Here is a 17,292-nt window from a genome sequence, read left to right as displayed (position 1 = left end):
CATGCAGCAGCCGTCCGCCACCCAGCCACCGGTCCCACAGCCGTCCCCCACACAGTCACCGGTCCCGCAGTCACCGGTCCCGCAGCCGTCCGCACTGACCGCCAACGACCCCCTCGCCCGCACCGCCCGGGCCGCCTTCCGCTCCCGGCTGCGGGAGTTCGCCGGCCGGCAGTTGCCGGACGCGATGGTCCCGGCGCGCTTCGTGGTCCTGCCCGAGCTGCCCAAACTGCCGAACGGCAAGGTGGACCGCGGCAGCCTCCCCGCCGTGACGGACGACGACACGGCCGCCGCCTACGTCGCCCCGCAGACCCCGCTGGAGATCCAGGTCGCCGACGCCTTCGGCGAGGTCCTGGGAGTCTCCCGGGTGGGACTCGAGGACAACTTCTTCGAGCTGGGCGGCGACTCCCTCGCAGCCGTCCGGGCGGCGGCCCTGCTGCGGGACGCGACCGGCGAGCAGATCACCCTGCGCCGGCTGTTCGACCATCCGACCGTCGAACGCCTCGCCCGCCACCTCGGCACAAGCACCGGACCGGACGATTCGGCCGCCACCCCCGCGCACGGCGGGCAGGCCGCGCACCCGCGCTCCCTGGCCGGCGACGACCTCGCCGCGGAAGCCGTACTCCCCGCCGACATCGCCCCCGAGCCGGACGCGGAACCCCCGTCCCCCGCCCCGTACCGCACGGTCCTGCTCACCGGCGGCACCGGATACACCGGCGCCTTCCTGATGCGCGAACTGATCGACCGCTCCACCGCCCACCTGTACGTCCTGGTCCGCGCCGACACGCCCCGCCGGGCGGCGGACCGGGTGCGGGACACGATGGAGCGGTACGGGGTGTGGCGCGAGGGCGACGCGGCACGGTTCACCGGGGTGCCCGGCGACCTGGCCCGGCCCTACCTCGGAGTGGACCGGGCGACGTACCGGCGCCTGGCGCGGGACGTCGAGATGATCGTCCACAACGGCGCCTGGTCCAGCTACGCGCTGCCGTACCGCAGACTCAAGCCGGTCAACGTCCTCGGCACCCAGGAGGTGCTGCGGCTGGCCGGACGGCACCGGATCAAGCCCGTGCACTACGTGTCCTCCCTCGCCGTCTATCCGGGGCGGCCCGGCGAGCACCGGTGGGCGGAGGACGCGGCCACCGACCCCGAGGGCGTGGTCGGCGGGTACCGGCAGACCAAGTGGGTCGGCGACCGCATGATGGCGCAGGCCCACGCGCGCTCCCTGCCCACCTGCGTCTACCGGCCCGGGCAGATCACGGGCGCGCAGACCACCGGCGCCTGCGCCACCGACACCTTCCTCAACGCCGTGGTGAAGGGGTGCGTGCAACTCGGCGCGGCCCTGGAGTTCGACGTGCACCTGGAGACGACGCCCGTCGACTTCTGCGCGGCGACGGTGGCCCATGTGGCGCTCGGCGGGCAGGGGCACGGCACCGCCTTCAACCTCCCGGGCGCGTACCCGCTGCCCTGGGACCGGCTCGTCGACCTGCTCGCCGAGTGCGGCCGCCCGCTGCGCCGCCTGCCGTACGCCGACTGGTACGCCGAACTGACGGCGGCGACCGAACGCGGCGAGGACAACGAACTGGCCCGCTTCCTGCCGCTGTTCGGGCCGGACGTGCCCGCCGAGGACCTCGGCTACCGGGGCAGCAGGCCCGTGTTCGAGACGGACAACCTGCGGGCCGCCCTCGCCGGATCGGGCATCGCGTGCCTCCCCCCGGACCGGGACCTGATCGGCCGCTACCTCGACTACTTCGACGCCATCGGCTACCTGCCCCCCGCCCTCGCGCCCGCTGCCCGTCCGCCCCTCGACCACCCGCCCGCGCATGCCGAGAGGACCGCCCCATGAACCGTTCCCCGCTCCTGCGCGAGCCCAGCGCCCTGCACCTGCTGCGCCGCCACGCCGCGGAGCGGCCGGACCGGGCCGCGCTGACCTTCGTGCAGGACCCCGGCGCGGCGGACGGTGCCCACACCCTCGACTACGCCGCGCTGGACGCCGAGGCGCGACGGGTCGCCTCCTGGCTGCAGGAGCGCTGCGCACCGGGCGACCGGGTCATGCTGCTGCACCCGCCGGGCCTGCCCTTCGCCGCCGCCTTCCTCGGCTGCCTGTACGCGGGTGTCGTCGCGGTGCCCTCGCCGATGCCGGGACAGTTCCAGCACCAGCAGCGCCGCGTCACCGGGATCGCCGCCGACGCCGGGGTGCGCGTCGCGCTCACCGACACCGGCCAGCTCGCCGAGGCCCGCGCCTGGGCCGCGTCGGAAGGCCTGGACATCGACGTCGCCGCCAGCGACACCGCGGACTTCGGCGACGCCGGCCAGTGGAGCGAACCGCCCGCCGCGGCCCGCGACCTGGTCCTGCTGCAGTACACCTCCGGCTCGACCGGCGACCCCAAGGGCGTCATGGTCGACCACGGAAACCTGCTGCACAACGCCGACAGCCTGTGCGGCGCGCTCGGCCTGACCGAGGACACCAACTTCGGCGGCTGGATCCCGCTCTACCACGACATGGGCCTGATGGGTCAGCTGCTGCCCGGCCTGTTCCTCGGCAGCCACTGCGCCCTGATGTCCCCCATGGCGTTCCTGAAACGACCGCACCAGTGGCTGGCCCTGATCGACGCATACGACCTCGGCTACTCGGCCGCGCCCAACTTCGCCTACGAGCTGTGCCTGCGCCGCGTCACCGACGCGCAGATCGCCGGCCTCGACCTGTCACGCTGGACGTTCGCCGCCAACGGATCCGAACCCATCCAGGCCTCCACCCTGCGGGACTTCGCGGCCCGCTTCGCGCCCGCCGGATTCCGTGCCGAGGCCCTCGCGCCCTGCTACGGCATGGCCGAGGCCACCGTCTACGTGTCCGGTCTGGCCGGCCGCCCGCCGCGCGTCGAACACGTCGACCCGCAGGCCCTGGAGAAGCACCTGCTGGAGCCCGCCCGGGCCGGCGGGCCCACGCGGGAACTGGTGGGCTGCGGCGACGCACCCGACTTCGGCGTACGGATCGTCGACCCGGCCGACCACCGGGTGCTGCCCGACGGCATGACCGGGGAGATCTGGCTGAGCGGGCCCAGCGTCGCGGCCGGCTACTGGGGGCGGCCCGACGCCACCGAGGAGACCTTCCGGGCCCGTACCGCCGACGGCGCCGGCCCGTTCCTGCGCACCGGCGACCTCGGCGCCCTGCTCGACGGCGAGCTGTACGTCACCGGCCGCAGCAAGGACCTCCTCATCGTCCACGGCCGCAACCTCTACCCGCACGACATCGAGCACGAGCTGCGCCTCCACCACGCGCCGCTGGCCACCCTCGCCGGCACCGCGTTCACCGTGCCCGCGCCGCACGAGGAGGTCGTCGTCCTGCACGAGGTGCGCGGCCGGTTCAGCGAGGACGAGTACCGGGAGCTGGCCGTCGCGATGCGCGTCACCGTGTACCGCGAGTTCGGGGTGCGCGTGGCCGGGCTGGTCCTGCTGCGCCCCGGCGCCGTCCGCAAGACCACCAGCGGCAAGGTGCAGCGCTCCGAGATGCGCGGCCTGTTCCTCCAGAGCGCGCTCTCCCCGCTGTTCGAGGACCTGGACCCGGAGATCCGGGCCATGCTGTCGCGGGCGGACCGGTGAACGAGGCCGTCGCCCCGGCGGACGAGGCCGCCGCGCCGCTGACTGACACCGTCGCCCCGGCGACCGGGGTGGTTCCGGTGCCGGACGCCGTCGTGCTGACCGGGGCGGTCCCGGCCTCGGCCTCCCTCCCGGCGACCGAGGCCCTTCCGGTGCCGGACGCCGCTCCGGTGGCCGCGACGGCCCCGGTGGTCGCGACCGGCCCGCCGGCCGCGGCAGCCCCGGTGGCCGCCCCCGACCCGGTAACCGTGGTCGCTTCCGTGGCCGCCGTCGGCCCGGACTGGCCGCACGGCCTCCCCGATGCCCTGGAGACCGCGATGCGCGCCGCAGCGTGGCCCGGTCAGCCTGGCGAGGAGACCGGTCAGCCCGGTCGGCCCGGCGAGGAGACCGGACAGCCCGGACAGCCCGGCGAGGAGACCGGTCAGGCCGATGATGAGGGCACTGGTGAGGCCGGGCCGTTCTCCCCGGAGTGCATCACGCGGCTGGACGCACGCGAGGAGTTTCCCGCCCAAGCCTGCGCGGTGCTGGACGCCTGTGGCATCGCCCGCGCCTACGTCCCCGCCCCGCTCGGCGGCGCCGCGGGCGGCCTGCCCGAACTCGTCGCGTCGCTGCGCGCCGTGGCCCGCCGGGACGTGACCGTCGCCGTCGCCCACGGCAAGACGTTCCTCGGCTCGGTGCCGACGTGGGTCGCGGGCGACGACCGGCAGCGCCACGCCCTGGCCCGGCGGGTCGTCGACGAGCACGCGGTGGTGTCCTGGGGGCTGACCGAGCCGGGCCGGGGCAGCGACCTGCTCGCCGGCCGGCTGACCGCCGTGCCGGTCGCCGTGCCGACCGAGGCCGCACCCGCACCGGCCGCCGCCTCGGACGCCGCAGCGGTCACCGCCCCGAACGCCGCCCCGAACGCCGCCCCGAACGCCGTGCCGGTCACCGCACCGACCGAGGCCGCACCCGCACCGGCCGCCGCCTCGGACGCCGCTGCGGTCGCCGCCCCGAACGCCGTGCCGAACGCCGTGCCGGTCACCGCACCGACCGAGGCCGCACCCGCCTCGGCCGCCGCCTCGGACGCCGCACCGGTCGCCGTCTCGGACGCCGCACCGAACGCCGCGGGCGGGCTGCGGCTCGACGGCACGAAGTGGCCGGTCAACAACGCCACCCGGGGCGACCTCATCTCCGTCCTCGCCCGCACCTCACCGGACGGCGGCCCGCGCGGCTTCAGCCTCTTCCTGGTCGACAAGTCCCGTCTGCCACACGGCAGTTGGCACGCACTGCCCAAGGAACCCACGCACGGCATCAGGGGCGCCGACATCAGCGGCATCCGCTTCTCCGGGGCCGAGATCCCCGCCGGCGCGCTGACCGGCCGCCCCGGGCAGGGCCTGGAGATCGTCCTGCGGTCCCTGCAACTGACCCGGACCGTGTGCACCGCCCTCTCGCTCGGCGCGGGAGAACACGCCCTGCGGCTGGCCCACGCGTTCGCGGCCGGACGCGAGCTGTACGGCACGACGCTGCTGCGGCTCCCGCTCGCCCGCCGGGTGCTCGGACGGGCCGCCGCCTCCCTGGAACTCGCCGACGCGGCGGCCCTCCTGGCGACACGCTCCGCGCACTGCCTGACCGGTGAGATGAGCGTGGTGTCGGCCGTGGTCAAGGCGGGCGTGCCCGAGATCGTCCAGCAGACCATCGACGAGCTGGCCGAACTCATGGGCGCACGCGGCTACCTGACCGGCCACCACGCCCACGGCATGTTCCAGAAGGTGGAGCGGGACCACCGCATCGTCGGCGTCTTCGACGGCACCACGGCCGTCAACCGCTCCGCCCTGATCTCCCAGTTCCCCGTCCTCGCCCGCCTGGCCCGTCGCGGTACCTACGACGAGCCGGGCCTCGCCGCCGCCCTCGGCTGCGGCCTCGCGCCCCTCGACTTCGACGCCCTGCGCCTGACGAGCCGTACCGGATGCAGCGTCGTACAGGCCCTGCCCGCGGCCGTCGAGCGGCTCCGCGGGCATCCACCGCGCGCCCACGAGATCGCCGTCGCGCTGGCTGAGGAGACCGCCCGCCTCGCGGACCTGATGGCGGCGCTGCGCCCGGCGGCGGCCCGCGACACCCCCGCCGAGGCCTTCGCCCTGGCCCGCCGCTACGAGCTCTGCTTCGCCGGCGCGGCAGCCGTCCACCTGCTGGCCGCCACCGCACCCGACGTCACCGCACCCGACGTCACCGCGCCCGGGGCCACCGCACCCGACGCACCCGTTCCCGACCCTGCCGCCACCGCTCCCGCCGCACTCGCTCCCCACGACGCCGCACCCGCCGCCCCCGGCAGGGCGCTGCGCCTGACGGCCGCCGCCGAACGCGCCCTGGAACTGCTCAGACCCGGCCACCAGGCCCCGGACGACGCGTACGAACCCCTGCTCGCTGCCCTGCCGCACCACGCCGAGCCGGACGGCACCCCGCGGACGGACCCGGCGAAGGAGCCGACCGCATGACATCGACCGCCCCCGCCACCCCCGCCCAGCCCCCCGCCCAGCCGTCCGGGCACCTCACCCCCGACGCGGCGATCGAGCGCCTCGAAGTCCTCTTCGGCGCCGCCGAGGACCCCGCGAACCCCGTGGGACGGACCGCGGTCGTCGCCGCCGACGAGCGCGCCACCATGCTCGCGGCGGGCGAGGACCTCCTGACCGCCCACGGCCTGAACGCCCACTTCGTACCGGAGGAACTGGGCGGCCGGTTCACCGGCCTGGAAGGCCTGATCGGCGTCATGAGGGCGGTCTACCGGCGCGACCCCTGCCTCGGGCTGGGCTACGGCGCGGGCTCCTTCATGGCCGGCGTCAACGTCTGGACGGCGGGCAGCGCGCCCCAGCGGGCATGGCTCGCCGAGCGGCTCCTGTCGGGCACCCGCGCCGCCTGCGTCTACCACGAACTCGCGCACGGCAACGACTTCGCGCGCGCCGCGCTGACCGCCCTGCCCGGACCCGACGGCCGTCTCCGGCTCAGCGGACGCAAGGAGGTCGTGGCCAACCTGCGGCGGGCCGGCGCCCTGGTCGTGTTCGCCCGAACCGACCCGGCCCCGGGCAGCCGCAGCCACTCCCAGCTGCTCCTCGACGCCGACGCGCTGCCCGCCGGAGCGGTACGGCACCTGGAGCGGTTCGGCACCGCGGGCATGCGCGGCGTGCCGCTCGGCGGCGTCGAGTTCACCGGCTGCCCCGTGCCGCCCGACAGTGTGGTGGGCCGCCCCGGCCAGGGCGTCGAGACCGCTCTGCGCTCCTTCCAGGCCACCCGCATCGCCCTGCCCGGTATGACGATCGGGCTGCTCGACACGGCGCTGCGCACCGCCCTGCGCGCGGCTCACGGACGTTCGCTGTACGGCGGCACGGCGGCGGACCTCCCGCTGTCCCGCTCGCTCCTCGCGGAGGCGTTCGCCGACCTGCTGCTCGCGGACGTCTTCACCACCGTCGCCGCCCGCGCCACCCACACCGCGCCCGCCCAGGCCGGCGTGTACGCGTCCGCCGTCAAGGCTTTCGTACCGGCCGTGTTGATGCGGGCCGTCTACCGCCTGTCCGAGCTGCTGGGCTCCCAGTTCTATCTGCGCGGCGGCGAGCACGCCCTGTTCCAGAAGCTGTTGCGGGACGTGCAGCCGTCGGCCTTCGGGCACGCCTCCCGGGTGTCCTGCCTGTCGGCGCTGCTGCCCCAGCTCCCCCTCACCGTCCGCCGCACCTGGCGCGCCGAGCGCGCCGACGGACTCTCCGAGGAGACCTTCCGCCCCCGGCACGCCCTGCCCGGCCGGACGCCCCTGCGGTTCGAGCGGCTCGCGCTGACGGCCGGCGGACGCGACCCGCTGTCCCAGTCCCTCGTGGACGGCCTCGCCGCCGCGCCCCCGGACGATCCGCTCAGCGACCCGGCCAGGGCCTGGCACGCGGAACTCGACGCGCTGGCCACCGCCGCGAGCGGCCTGCGGCCCGCCGACACCGGGCCCGCCGCCACGCCGTACGCCTTCGGCCTGGCCGGGCGCTGGACTGGCGTCCTCGCGGCCTCCGCCTGCCTCAACACCTGGTGGCACGGCGGTTTCGGCGCCGAACCGGTGGCCGCGCTCGCCGCCCTGCACCGGCTCGGCGCCCACCTGGACCGCCACCGGGACCCGCTGCCTCCCGCCCTGGCCGAGCCGCTCCACGCGGAGCTGCTGCGGCGCTTCGACGCGGGCCTGACCTTCGACCTCGACCGCCGGCCCACCGGGGCCTGAACCCACCTGGAGGAACGCCATGTCCGACTCCGTCACCCGGCCCGGGCCGGTCACCGCCGTCGAGGTCCGCGCCTGGCTGCGCGACCGCGTGGCGGAACAGATCCGGCGCCCCGCCGAGGAGATCCGCTACGACCTCCCGCTCACCGAGTACGGCCTGGACTCGGTGTACGTGCTCGGCCTGTGCGCCGACATCGAGGACCACTACGGCATAGCGGTCGAGCCGACCGTGATGTGGGACCACCCCGCCCTCGACCCGCTGGCCGAGGCACTGGTCCCGCTGATCACGGCCGCCCGCTGAACCCTCCCCTCACCTGCGCCCTGCCGAACCGCCCCGCGCACCCACGTACGGAGTCACCGCGATGACCGATACGCTGCCCGAGTTCCCGATGCCCCGCTCCCATCCGCTCGACCCGCCGCCCCAGTACCGGGCGCTCGGCGCCGAGCGGCCCGTCTTCCGGGTGCGCACCCCGCGCGGCGACACGGCCTGGGTCGTCACCCGCCACGAGGACGCGCGGGCCGTGCTCACCCACCGGGGGTTCAGCTCCGATCCGCGCACGCCGGGCTTCCCCACGTACGTCACCGGAGACGTACCGCCGCCGGCCGGCTTCTTCATGCAGGCGGACCCGCCGGACCACGGGCGGCTGCGCCGGACGGTGACCCGCGAGTTCCTGATCAACCAGATGGAGGCCCTGCGGCCCACCATGCGCCGCATCCTCGACGGACTGATCGACGACATGACGGCCGACGGCCACCGCTCGGCCGACCTGGTACGTCAGCTGGCGCTGCCCATGGCCGCCATGACGATCTGCGAGATCCTCGGCGTGCCCTTCGAGGACCACAAGCTGTTCGTGTCCCTCACCGACACCGTCCTGGACCGCACCAGCCCGCCCGAGGAGGCGGTGCGCGCGGCCGGCGAGCTGATGGCCTACTTCGACCGGCTGGTGACCGCGAAGGAGGAGAAGCCGTCCGAGGACCTCTTCGGCCGCATGGTCGCCCGCGCGGCCGACGGCGGCCTCGACCACGGCGAACTCGTCGGCATGGCGGCCCTGCTGCTGCTCGCGGGCTACGACACGATGGCCCAGATGATCGGCATCGGCACGGTCACCCTCTTCGAACACCCCGGCCAGCTCGCCGAGCTGAGGGCAGATCCGGCGCTGCTGCCCGGCGCGGTCGAGGAACTGCTGCGCTACCTGTCCATCAACCACGCCGGCCTGCCCCGGGCCGCCACCGAGGACGTCGAGGTCGGCGGCCGGCTCATCCGCGCCGGTGACGGGGTGCTGGTGATGCTCAACGCCGCCAACCGCGACGAGAGCGTCTTCGAGAACGCCGACACCTTCGACATCCACCGCGAGAACACCACCCGGCACCTCGCCTTCGGGCACGGCTTCCACAAGTGCGTCGGCGCCACCCTCGCCCGCGTCGAACTCACCGAGGTGTTCGGCGGCCTCTTCGCCCGCCTGCCGGGCCTGCGGCCGGTCAAGCCCGTCGGCGAACTCCCCTTCCGCCACGACATGGTGCTCTACGGCGTACGCGAACTGCCCGTCACCTGGTGACCCACGGGCCGGCCCCCGCCTTCGGCCCACGCCCCCGGCCCTCCACCCCCCGACCCCCGAATGGACCCACCGTGAACGCCTGCCCGCACGCCAACACGGCCACCACCACGAGCCTCTTCACCCCCGAGTTCGTCGCCGACCCCTACCCGGCGTACGCGGCGCTCTCCGAAGACGCCCCGGCGCACCGGATCACCCTGCCCGGTGGCGTGGAGGCCTGGCTGCTCACCCGCTACGAGGACTGCCGCGCCGCCTTCCTCGACAACGACTCCTACTCCAAGGACATGGCCGGCACCTGGACCGCCTTCCAGGAACAACGGGTGCCCATCACCGGCGACGTGGTCATCGGCATGGGCGACTCCATGCTGGTCTCGGACCCGCCCCGGCACACCCGGCTGCGCTCCCTGGTCTCCAAGGCGTTCACCCCGCGCCGCATCGAGGCCCTCGCCCCGAGCATCGAGCGGACGGCGACCCGCCTGCTGGACGACCTGCTGGAGCGCGCCGGGGAGCAGACCGGGGAGCCGTCCGCGCAACGGGTGGGACGGGCCGACCTGACCACCGGCTTCGCCGCGCTGCTGCCCATGGAGGTCGTCCGGCACATGCTGGACGTGCCCGCCGAGGACGGTGAACGGCTGCGGCGCGACGTCGAGGCCGTCATGAGCAACGACGAGGACAGCAGGGACGCGGCCATGGCCGCCTTCCAGGACGTCCACGGCTACCTGGCGGACCTGGTCGCCCGCAAGCGCGTCGAGGGCGGCGACGACCTGACGTCCGCGCTCATCTCGGCCCGCGACGAGACCGACCGGCTCGGCGAGGACGAACTCGTCTCCATGCTCGCGCTGCTGCTGTCCGCCGGCCACGAGACGACCGTCAACCTGCTGGGCAGCAGCGTGCTCGCGCTGCTCCGCCACCCCGGCCAACTCGCGCTGCTGAAGCGGGAACCGCACCGCTGGCCGGACGCCGTCGAGGAGGTGCTGCGCTGGGACGGCCCCATCCAGAACGCCATCTGGCGCTTCACCCGCAAGCCCGTCACCGTCGGCGGCGTCACCATCCCGGCGGGCGAGGCCGTGGCGCTGAGCGTGGCGGCCGCCGACCGCGACCCGGCACGCTTCCCGGACGCCGCGGCGTTCGACATCACCCGCGGCGAACGCGGCCACCTGGCCTTCGGCCACGGCATCCACCACTGCCTGGGAGCGCCACTGGCCCGCCTGGAGGCGCGCATCGCGGTCCCGCTGATCTTCGAGAAACTGCCGGACCTGGCCCTCGCCGGCGAGCCGGCGTACCGCCCCTCCACCGTCTCCCGAGCGCTGTCCTCACTGCCCGTCACGTTCCGAGCGTAGGGTGATCGGAATGAAGGTACTCGCCCTGTGCGGAAGTCTCCGGGAGAAGTCGCTCAACGCGTCGGTGCTGCGGTCGGCCACCGATCTGTTCGCCCCACCGTGGGAGATCACCGTCGAACCCGGCCTCGACCGTCTGCCCTTCTTCAACGCCGACGTGGAGGAGACCGCCCTCCCCGACATCGTGGCCGACCTGCGCGCCGCCGTCCAAGCGGCCGACGGCCTCCTCATCGCCACTCCCGAGTACGCCCACGGCACCTCCGGCGTGCTGAAGAACGCCCTGGAGTGGCTGGTCGGCGGCGGTGAGATCGCCGCGAAGCCGGTCGCCCTGGTGAGCGCGTCCCCGGCCGTCACGGGCGGCGACAACGCCCGGGCCTGGCTGACCCAGACGCTCACGGTCATGGGCGCGGCCGTACTCCCCGACGGGCTGCGCATCCCGCAGGCCACCCGCAAGATCGCGGACGGCCGCATCACCGACGAGCCGACCCTGGCCGAGCTGAAGGGCCTCCTCGACGACCTGGCCCGAGCCGTCGCCGAAGCCCGGGAGGACAGTGCCGCTCTCGCACCGTGACCCGTCCCTCACACGTCCTCTACCGTGGCTGACACGTGCTCGACGGACCATGGACACGAGGGGGTTCAGTGGAAGCCGAACTGGCGGCACTGGCGGCGTCGGGGGCCACCACACTGGTGGGACTCATGGTGTCGGAGACCTGGACGCAGGCGCGGGACCGGGTGGCACGGTTCTTCGCGGGCGCCGGTGACGAGGAGACGGTCGAACGTGAACTGGGCGCCTCCCGGGCGGAGTTGATCGCCGCGCGGGAGGCGGGGGACGAGGGCGCCGCCGTCGACATCGAGGACGCGTGGCGCACCCGCCTGCGCCTCGCGCTGCTGTCCGAACCGGGGGCGGCGGAGGAGCTGAGGGCCCTGCTCGCTCAGCTCGCCCCGGAGGGGAACGGGGCGCGGGCGGGCACGGTCAGCAACAGCGTCAGTGGCGGCACCCAGTACGCCCCGGTCTTCCAGGCGCAGCAGATCTCCGGCCTGACGTTCCACGTCCAGTCGCCGCGGGGCGTTGAGAGGGACGGGGGAGAACGGTGAGGGCTCAAGTGGCGTGCGGGGCATATGCGTTGCGAATGTGCGAGTGACGGTCAGATTTTACGAAATCTACTCGTTGGCGTTAGCCTCGCTGCCCGATGCGGTGAACTGATCATCGCGCCAACGTGTTGAGGAAGTAACTTGAACATTCGTTTTAAGCGGCTGTCCGCCGTCGCCGTCTGCGTCCTGACCTTCGTAACCGTGCCTGTCGCGCCCGCCGTGGCCGTGGCTGACAGGTGGATGTGGGTCGTCCCCGGCACGACCGCCTGACGGCACCGGCACAGCAGGTCGCTCAGGGGCCGGCCGCCTCGTGAGGCGTGACAAGCGGCGACAGCTTGTCCGCCTCGGCGTCGGCCCCGAGTCGCCGGTACAGGTCCTCCGCCTCCACGGCGTACCGACGGGCCTGTTCCGGCCGGCCGCGGACGTGGGCCGTCCACGCCAGCCCCGCCAGCGCGGCCGCGCAGCCCAGGGGGAAGTCGATGCTCCGGGCCACGCCGAGCGCCTCCCCGTACCCCTGGTGCGCGGCGTCCAGCCGCCCCGACTCCCGCTGTACCTCCGCCATCGCGAGCAGTGCCCGATGGCGTTCGAAGGGGTTGTCGATGTCGGCGGCGACACGTTCCGCCATCGTCAGGTGCAGCAGCGCCTCGCCCCGCCGCCCGGACCGGGCGTACACCGTGCCCATGCTGATCAGTACGTCGGCCACGCCCAGCGCGTCACCACTGGCCTCGTGGGCGGCCCGGGCCCGCCGGAAATGGGCAAGGGCCTCTTCGGTCCGACCGGTCGCCCCGTGCACGACACCCAAATTACTGTCCAAAATGGCCAAATCGTACCGACCGCCGTGCTGCCGCATCAGCACCTGGGACCGTTCGTAGCAGTCGCGGGCCTCGTCGAAGCGGCCCTGCGCGCAGAGCAGTTCCCCCCGGTTGTTCAGCGCCCGCGCCACGCCGTAGGGATTGGACAGCGCCTCGTGGATCTCCTGCATGAGCCGGACCCGCTCCTGGGCCTCGTGGTGTTGGCCCGCGTAGGCCAGCGTGGCCCCCTGCACGTTGAGGCAGTCGGCCTCGCCCGCGCGGTCGCCCGCCTCGCGGTACAGCGCCAGGGACTGTTCGAGGTCCTGCATCGCCCTGCCGCCGTGGCCTCCCGCGAGGTGGGCGCGCCCCGACTGCAGGAGGGCGTCGGCCCGGCCGCCCGTGTCCCCGAGGTCCCGGTAGAGCGCCAGCGCCTCCGTCGCGCAGCGCAGTGCCTCGCCGTGGTTGAGCTGCGCGAGCAGGTCCGCGCGGTCGGTCAGGGTGCCGGCGAGCGCGGACCGGTCGCCGCGGGCGCGCAGCACCGGCAGGGCGGCGTCGAAGAGTTCCGCCGCGACGTCCAGCGCCCCCCACAGCTTGAGCGTCCTCGCCAGTACGCGCGGGAACACCGCCGCGTACGCGGGATGCCCGGCGGCGGCCGTGCGCGCGGTGGCCAGCAGATTGGGGCGTTCGACGGTGAGCCACACCGTGGCCTCGTCCTTGCCGGAGAAGGTCAGGGCGTAACGGGACTCGGTCTCCGGCGTCGGCGGCAGCGGGCGGCGGTGCGGGTGGGTGAGCCGGTGGGCCCGCAGGGCGGTGGAGAGGTGGTGGGCGACGAGGCGGCCGGCCGCCTCGTGCCGGGAGTCCTCGGTGTCGGTGTCCAGGCCGACCTGCACGCCGAAGGCGCGGGTCAGGTCGTGCAGCCGGTAGCGTCCGAGCACCGGCTCCTCCAGCAGGCTGGAGTCCAGCAGTTCCTCGACGCACCTCTCCAGCAGACCCGCCTGCCGCGCCAGGTGCCACCCGGCGAGTGCCCCGGCCGCGGGCAGGGTGAGGTCCGGGCCGGTGTGCAGCGCCAGGCGGCGGAACAACTGCTGGGCGGGGCGGGTGAGTTCGGCGTACGAGAAGCGGAACACCGCCGACATCAGGTCGTCGAACTCGTGGAGCGGGTTGGCCGCGCGTGCCAGACGTTCGAGCAGGTGCTGAAGGTCCCACGAGCCCCGGAACCGGAAGCGGCTGGCAAGGAGGGTCACGGCCAGGGGGTGGCAGCCGCAGGCGTCCACGACGCGCTCCAGGCCGTCGTGCTCGCCGGACACCCGGGACGGGCCGACGATCCTGGTGAACAGGGCGGTCGCCTCGGCCCGGGACAGCGCCTCCACCGGCAGGAATGCGGCTCCGTCCAGCCCGGCCAGCCGGCCACGCGTCGTGAGGACGGCCCGGCAGGCGGGCGAACCGGGCAGCAGGGGTGCGACCTGTGCCGTGTCCCTGGCGTTGTCGAGGACCACGAGCGCGCGGTGCCGGGCGGTCCACTCCCGCCACCTGGCCGCCCGCTCGCCGAGCGTGCCCGGCAGTTCGCCGTCGAAGCCGGTGGACTGGAGCAGGGTGGCGAGTGCCTCCGCGGGGTCGAGGGGCCGCTCACCGCCGTACCCGCGCAGGTCCACGTAGAACTGCCCGTCCGGGTAGGCCTCGCACAGCCGGTGCGCGGCGTGCAGGACCAACGCCGTCTTGCCGATGCCGGGCATGCCGTGGACGACGGTGACCGGCAGGGCGGTCGGGGCGGTGCGGCCGGCCGCGGCGAGCAGGATGCGCAGCTCGGCGGCGCGCCCGGTGAAGTCGGGGGTGTCGCGGGGCAGACAGTTGCGGGACTCCGGCGGCGCGGGCGGCGATGCGACCGTCCCCGCCCCGGTGTGCGGCGCGGGGGGCGTGCCCGTCCCGGACCGGGTGTGCGGCGCGGGCGGGGGAGCCGTCCCCGGCCCGGCCCCGGCCCCGGGCGCGTGCGGCGTGACGGCCCCCGCCCCGGTGTGCGGCGCGGGGGGCGATGCGACCGTTCCCGCCCCGGTGTCCGGCTCGGGCGGCATGACCGTCCCCGGCCCGGTCTCCGGCGCGGGCGACGCGACCGTCACCCGCCCGGTGTCGGGCGGCCGGAGGAGGGAGCGGTCCTGTTCGAGCATGCGGAGGTGGAGATCCTGGAGCTCGGTGTCCGGCTCGATGCCCTGGTCCTCACTCAGCGCGGCACGCGTGACGCGGTAGGCGTGCAACGCCTCGTCGTGTCGTCCCGAGCGGTACAGGGCCAGCATCAGCGCGCCGATCACCCGCTGGGCGAACGGATTCTGCTCGGCCAGTTCCCGCAGTTCGCCGATCAGGTCGGCGTGCCGGCCCGCGTCCAGCTCCAGCTGGATGCGTTCCTCCCGCACCCGGCGGTGGTCCTCGGCCAGCCGGGCGCGCACCGAATCCGCCCACGTGCTGCCGGTGAACTCGGGCAACGGCTCGCCGCGCCAGAACGATTCGGCGGTGCGCAGCATGGTGACGGCATCGTCCCGCTCACCCCGGAGAGCCGCGGCCGACGCGTCCTCCCGCAACCGCTCGACGCGCACCAGGTCGATGACGGCCGGGTCCACCCGCAGCCGGTACTGCCGGGACGAGGTCCGGTCGATCCCGGCCCGGTCGTCGCGGACCGCCTGCCCCAGCCGCCCCCGCAGCCGCGACACGTAGCTCTGCAGGGTGTCCGGGGCCGACCGCGGCGGCTCCCCGTTCCACAGACGGTCCATGAGTGTGTCCACGCCGACGGGTTCTCCCCGGGCGTGGACGAGCACGGCCAGCAGGCCGCGCTGTAATCGTGTTCCGAGCTTGTGCTGCCGTTGGTCGTGCCACAGTTCGAGAGGTCCCAGAGCAAGAAGGTCCACCATCACCCCCGACGGGCGTACTTCTTCTCGCGTACGGACGTGCGTCAGAGCCCACGCTTTCGCACAGGCACCCGAATCACTGTTCTGCGGGCGTGGGGGCGGTGGACAGGGGCGCACCGAAGCGTGGCGGGCGCACGTGCCCCGCCGCCACGGAGGGAGTCCCGGCCCCGGTGCAGGCGGAGTGCAGGATTCCTGCAAGCCCGGCGTCCGGTTCCTCGGGCATGTCTCCCTCGGGCGGTGAAGGAGCGCCGCCCCGGAATGTCACGAGACACGAGAGAAGGAACCGGGGGAATCGATGAACGTGACAGTGCCCGAGCCGCTCTGGCGCCATGTGCCGGTGCGTCTGGACGTCGAGCGGTGGGCAACCCGCCGGACCCGAAAGCGGGTCCTGGTGGTCGTACACACGGTGGTCGCGGGACAGCGCCTGCTCGACGCGATACGCCTGCTGGAGGGCGACATAAGGGTGCAGACCTTCTTCACCCAGGCGCCCGACGTGTTCAGCAACGGGGTGGCCGACTTCCTGGAGCAGTTGGGGGGCCTGGTCCTGCCGTGGGGCCAGGCGGTGCAGACGACCTTCGACCTCGCCCTGGCGGCCAGCTACGGCGGCCTCCACGAACTGCACGCGCCCGTCGTCGTCCTGCCGCACGGCGCCGGACACAACAAGGTCACCCCGGCCAGGCAGAAGGGCCGGACGGTGTCCCCGCGCGGGGTGTACGGACTGAGCAGGCAGCGGCTGGTGCGGGACGGCACGGTGGTCCCGGAGTCGATCGTGCTGGCCCACCACGAGGAACTGACCAGGCTGGGCCACGAATGCCCGGAAGCGGTGCAGGTCGCGGAGGTGGTGGGCGACCCGTGTTTTGATCGCATCACCGCCAGCCTGTCCTCCCGGGCGCTGTACCGGGCAGCCCTGGGCGTCGGCGCCGGACAGAACCTGGTCCTGGTCTGCTCCACCTGGGGAGCGGACTCCCTGCTGGGACAGGGCTGGGAGCTCCTGGAGCGCATGGTCGAGGAGCTGCCCGCGGACGAGTACCGCATCGCGGCGCTGCTGCACCCGCACATCTGGAACGCGCACGGAGACTGGCAGGTCCGCGCCTGGCTCGCCGGCATGGCCCGTGCGGGTCTGGTCCTGGTCAGCCCGTACGCGGACTGGACCGGGGCCGTGGTCGCGGCCGACTACGTGGTGGGCGACCACGGTTCGGTCTCCCTGTACGGCGCCATGACCGGCGTACCCGTGCTCATGGCCGGCGGGCCCGACGCCGACGTCGACCCGGGCTCGCCGCTGGCCGAGCTCATGTCGTTCGCGCCGCGCCTGCGCGGGGACAAGCCGCTGTACCACCAGCTCCGGCGGAGCGCCGCGACCTGCGGGGCACACCGGTACGAGCGGGTCGCGGCACGGATCACCTCGGAGCCCGGCCAGTTCCACCGCAAGATGCGCGCGCTGCTCTACCGCAAGCTCCGCCTGCGGCCCCTGCGCAGGCGGACCACCACCGAACCGGCCCGCCTGCCTCTCGTCGTGCGCTACGACGCGCCGGGCAGCGTGACGGCGCCGTGGTGAGCCCGACGGCGGAGGCCGGGCTGGACGTTGCCGGGACGGAAGCTGCCGGGCCGGAAGCTGCCGGGGCGTCGCCGGCCCGGCCCGAGCCGGTCAGGACGGCGGTCGCCGTGGCGGCGGTGGTCAGGGGCACGGGCGCTCGTGGCCCGCTGCGCCGGGTCCGCACGGTGCTGCAGCACCCGGTCACCGGCGACACGGCCGTGGACGAACACGTCAGGGTACGGCTGACGTCGGAGGAGGGGGTCCGGGCGACGCTCGGCGAC

The 17,292-nt window shown here is 74.4% G+C and carries 11 protein-coding genes; 10 read left to right on the top strand and 1 reads right to left on the bottom strand.

Annotation, left to right across the window (positions count from 1 at the left end; all coding sequences use genetic code 11):
• The first annotated feature begins 1 nt into the window (after position 1).
• The 9 genes from ABZ354_RS26280 (at position 2) to ABZ354_RS26240 (ending at position 11,795) form a co-directional block, all read left to right on the top strand.
• Positions 2-1,840 (top strand): thioester reductase domain-containing protein, encoded by a 1,839-nt coding sequence (locus ABZ354_RS26280; RefSeq protein ID WP_358660765.1) that lies wholly within the window; start codon positions 2-4, stop codon positions 1,838-1,840.
• Positions 1,837-3,594, top strand: a complete 1,758-nt coding sequence (locus ABZ354_RS26275) for a fatty acyl-AMP ligase (protein WP_358660763.1) — start codon at positions 1,837-1,839, stop codon at positions 3,592-3,594. Before ABZ354_RS26280 ends, ABZ354_RS26275 begins: the two co-directional genes overlap by 4 nt.
• Positions 3,591-6,062: an acyl-CoA dehydrogenase gene (locus tag ABZ354_RS26270; RefSeq protein WP_358660761.1), complete on the top strand. Its 2,472-nt coding sequence runs from the start codon at positions 3,591-3,593 to the stop codon at positions 6,060-6,062. The genes ABZ354_RS26275 and ABZ354_RS26270 overlap by 4 nt, the downstream gene beginning before the upstream one ends.
• A complete protein-coding gene (locus tag ABZ354_RS26265; protein WP_358660759.1) occupies positions 6,059-7,813 on the top strand; it encodes an acyl-CoA dehydrogenase family protein in 1,755 nt (584 codons plus the stop codon). Before ABZ354_RS26270 ends, ABZ354_RS26265 begins: the two co-directional genes overlap by 4 nt.
• 19 nt (positions 7,814-7,832) lie before the next feature.
• Complete coding sequence (locus ABZ354_RS26260) at positions 7,833-8,111, top strand: acyl carrier protein (RefSeq protein ID WP_358660757.1); 279 nt, start codon at positions 7,833-7,835, stop codon at positions 8,109-8,111.
• A 61-nt stretch (positions 8,112-8,172) separates the two neighbouring features.
• A complete protein-coding gene (locus tag ABZ354_RS26255) occupies positions 8,173-9,366 on the top strand; it encodes a cytochrome P450 (protein WP_358660755.1) in 1,194 nt (397 codons plus the stop codon).
• Between the two features lie 71 nt (positions 9,367-9,437).
• Positions 9,438-10,703 carry a cytochrome P450 gene (locus tag ABZ354_RS26250; RefSeq protein WP_358660753.1) on the top strand — a complete coding sequence of 422 codons (1,266 nt, stop codon included), beginning with the start codon at positions 9,438-9,440 and terminating at the stop codon, positions 10,701-10,703.
• Positions 10,704-10,713: 10 nt separating this feature from the next.
• On the top strand, positions 10,714-11,271 hold the full coding sequence (locus ABZ354_RS26245; RefSeq protein ID WP_358660751.1) for an NADPH-dependent FMN reductase: 558 nt from the start codon (positions 10,714-10,716) through the stop codon (positions 11,269-11,271).
• A 68-nt stretch (positions 11,272-11,339) separates the two neighbouring features.
• Positions 11,340-11,795 carry a hypothetical protein gene (locus ABZ354_RS26240; RefSeq protein ID WP_358660749.1) on the top strand — a complete coding sequence of 152 codons (456 nt, stop codon included), beginning with the start codon at positions 11,340-11,342 and terminating at the stop codon, positions 11,793-11,795.
• A gap of 289 nt (positions 11,796-12,084) precedes the next feature.
• Here the strand turns inward: ABZ354_RS26240 and ABZ354_RS26235 are convergent, their stop codons facing one another.
• Entirely contained in the window at positions 12,085-15,480 is a 3,396-nt protein-coding gene (locus ABZ354_RS26235; RefSeq protein ID WP_358660747.1) for a tetratricopeptide repeat protein, read from the bottom strand.
• 292 nt (positions 15,481-15,772) lie between these two features.
• Between ABZ354_RS26235 and ABZ354_RS26230 the strand changes: the two genes are divergently transcribed.
• Entirely contained in the window at positions 15,773-17,032 is a 1,260-nt protein-coding gene (locus ABZ354_RS26230; RefSeq protein WP_358660745.1) for a hypothetical protein, read from the top strand.
• Positions 17,033-17,292: the final 260 nt, after the last annotated feature.

Origin of the sequence: Streptomyces sp. NPDC005925, assembly GCF_040638805.1 — a bacterium.
Lineage (GTDB): Bacteria > Actinomycetota > Actinomycetes > Streptomycetales > Streptomycetaceae > Streptomyces.
This window is presented reverse-complemented; position numbering and strand designations above follow the sequence as displayed.